Annotated in this window: 1 protein-coding gene; it reads left to right on the top strand. The window is 66.2% G+C overall.

Translation table 11 applies throughout. The features are described 5' to 3' along the window. Positions 1–62 precede the first annotated feature (62 nt). Positions 63–1,805, top strand: a complete 1,743-nt coding sequence (locus VGC77_RS20660; protein WP_331173436.1) for an IS1634 family transposase — start codon at positions 63–65, stop codon at positions 1,803–1,805. Positions 1,806–1,869 lie beyond the last annotated feature (64 nt).

Here is a 1,869-nt window from a genome sequence, read left to right as displayed (position 1 = left end):
GTAGTCAAGCGCCTGGCGAGAAATCTGTTGACGGAGGCCGAATAGGTTTGATTCGATGCCTCATGCACATCGCCAAGGTCCCCAACCGCAACGCCCGGCCCTCCTTCCTGCTGCGGGAAACCTACCGTGAGGACGGCAAGGTCAAGAACCGCACCCTCGCCAACCTCTCCAAGCTGCCGATCGAGCGCATCGAAACCCTCCGCGCCGCCCTGCGTGGCGATCCGCTTGCCCCGGTCGGCAGCGAGGGCTTCGAGATCCGCCGCTCGCTGCCCCATGGCCACGTCCTTGCCGCGCTGACCGTCGCGCGGCGCATCGGCCTGGACGACCTGCTGCCGCGTCGTGCGCCCCAACGTCGCCGCGACCTGGCACTGGCGCTCATCGTCGCCAGGCTGCTCGACCCGGCGGCGAAACTCGCAACCGCGCGGATGCTCGATACCGTCACCGCCAGCCACTCGCTCGGTGAAGCCCTTGGTCTCGGCAGCGTCACAGCGCGCGAGATCTACGCCACCCTCGACTGGCTCGGCAGCGAGCAGGACTTCATCGAAAACCAACTCGCCCGCCGCCACCTCAAGAACGGCACACTGGTGCTCTACGATGCCACCTCCACCTACCTGGAAGGACGCTGCTGCCCGCTGGCCCGCCACGGCTACAGCCGCGACAGTCGTGGTGACCGCCCGCAACTGGTGATCGGCCTGCTGTGTGCCGCGGATGGTTGCCCCGTGGCGGTGGAGGTGTTCGAGGGCAACACCGCCGATCCGGCCACCGTCGCCACCCAGATCACCAAGCTGAAGCAGCGCTTCCGGCTGCGCCACGTGGTGATGGTCGGCGACCGCGGGATGATCACCAGCGCCCGGATCGAGCAAACCCTGCGTCCGGCCGGCCTCGACTGGATCACTGCCCTGCGTGCACCGGCGATCCGGCAGTTGGCGGAAGGCGGGCTGCTGCAGTTCTCCCTGTTCGACACACGCGATATGGCCGAGATCAGCAGTCCGGACTATCCGAACGAACGGCTGGTGGTGTGCAAGAACCCGCTGCTGGCCGAGGAACGGCGGCGCAAGCGCGATGAGTTGCTGGCGCTGACCGAGACCGACCTGGGCAAGATCCAGGCTCGGGTGACGCGCGAGACGAACCCGCTGCGTGGCGCCGCGGAGATCGGCAAGGTGGTCGGCGCCGTCCTCGGCAAGCGTAAGATGGCCAAGCACTTCGACCTGACCATCACCGACACTGTCTTCAACTACACACGCAAGGCCGAGGCCATTGCCGAAGAGGCGCGGTTCGATGGTTTCTACGCGCTGCGCACCAGCCTGCCGGCCGAGGTGGCCGATGCCGCGGGCACCGTGCGGGCCTACAAATCCCTGGCCCAGGTCGAGCGTGCGTTCCGCTGCATCAAGACGGTCGATCTGGAACTGCGGCCGGTGTTTCACTGGACCGCGCCACGGGTGCGGGCGCATGTCCTGCTGTGCATGCTGGCGTATTACCTCGAGTGGCACATGCGCCAGCCCTTGGCGCCCATGTTGTTCGACGATCACGACCGTGCCTCCGCCGAAGCCGAACGGACATCGCCGGTGGCCAAGGCCAAGGTCTCGAAGGCGGCTTACCGGAAGGCCTCGACCCAGCGTGCCGGGACCAGCGACGACGCAAGCCAGCCCGTGCACAGCTTCCGCACACTGCTTGACGATCTGGCGACCCTGACCCGCAACACCGTCTGCTTCGCCGGACAGAGGACACTCACCGTTCAGACCACACCGACACCAGTGCAGCGCCGTGCGTTCAGCCTGCTGGGGGTCGAACTGCTCGCTGCGTAGACAGCATACCGCTTCAGTTCAAAGTCATATCAATGACTTGCGCCAAAAAGACGGTAAAGTTCGG

The organism is Rhodopseudomonas sp. (assembly GCF_036404135.1).
GTDB lineage: Bacteria > Pseudomonadota > Alphaproteobacteria > Rhizobiales > Xanthobacteraceae > Rhodopseudomonas_A.
Note: the sequence above shows the minus strand (reverse complement) of the source record. Positions and strands in the feature narration are given on the sequence as shown.